Origin of the sequence: Caballeronia choica, from assembly GCF_001544535.1 — a bacterium.
Classification (GTDB): domain Bacteria; phylum Pseudomonadota; class Gammaproteobacteria; order Burkholderiales; family Burkholderiaceae; genus Caballeronia; species Caballeronia choica.
The window spans coordinates 1-1,094 of record NZ_FCON02000498.1; the positions used below are offsets into that span (position 1 = coordinate 1).

Genomic DNA, 1,094 nt, shown 5'->3' on the forward strand with positions numbered 1-1,094 from the left:
GTGATTGTCTACGTGATTGCCACGCAAGGCGTCAGCGCGATGACGGTCATCTTCTCCGTCTACGTGTTCGTCGCGGGCCTGGCCGACAATGTGCTCAAGCCATTGCTGCTGGGCCGCGGCGTCGCCGTACCGATGCCGGTGGTGCTGATCGGGGCGCTCGGGGGCATGGTGACGGGCGGCATCATCGGCCTGTTCATCGGTCCCGTGTTGCTGTCGGTCGGCTATCAGCTGTTCTGGAGATGGGTAAGGGAGCCGGCGAAGCCGGAGCGCTTGAAAGAAGAGCAACAGGAAGAGAAACACGCCTGATGCAGCCGGGGCTGATCCATGTACCCGGCGGCACCCTGCGCGCGCCCATGCTGGCTGCTGCTGGCAATCGGCTGCATGAGCGGATGCATGAGCGGCTGCATGCGTGTGGGACCCGACTTTCATCCGCAGAACGAGAGTTGGGCGGAACACTGGAGCAGCGCATCGATCGAGCAGGTCACGCAGCAGGCATCACAGCCCGACATCCGGCAATGGTGGCGGATATTCGCTGACCAGAACCTCGAGGGCCTGATCGCGCAAGCCGATGCCAACAACGGCGATGTGAAGATCGCTGGCCTGCGCGTGCTGGAGGCCCGCGCGCAACTCGGCATCGCCCTCGCGGGACGCTATCCTCAGGTACAGCAGGCCAACGCCGACCTGCTTGCCGCGGCGCAGAAGCGCTCGGATGGATTCAATCCCCGGTCGGGCGCTTACTTGCAATACGGTGCGGGTTTGAGCGTCGGATGGGAGCTCGATTTCTGGGGGCGTTTCAGCCGCGCGATCGAGTCGGCCGACGCCGCGTTCTTTGCCGCGCAAGCCAACCGCGATGCCGCGCTGGTCCTGCTGCATGCGCAGGTCGCCGATACTTATTTCACGCTGCGCACGGCCGAGGCGCGCCTGCGTATCGCGCGCGAGAACGCCCAGTTGCAAAAGCGCAGCTTCGACATTGCGCAAAAGCTCTTCAAGAGTGGTGAGACCGACGAACTGGACCTCCAGCAGGCCAAGACGCAGTATCTGGGCACACTGAGCAGCATCCCCGATCTGGAAAGCCAGATCGTGCTCGCGCATCA

General features: G+C 63.7%; 2 protein-coding genes. Both read left to right on the forward strand.

Features of this window, described 5'->3' with window-relative positions; genetic code table 11:
• Positions 1–306, forward strand: a 306-nt coding sequence (locus AWB68_RS45275) for an AI-2E family transporter (RefSeq protein WP_125483315.1), incomplete at its 5' end; no start/stop codon positions are given.
• 99 nt (positions 307–405) lie between these two features.
• The coding region (locus tag AWB68_RS45280) for a TolC family protein (RefSeq protein WP_200828987.1) at positions 406–1,094 on the forward strand (689 nt) is incomplete at its 3' end.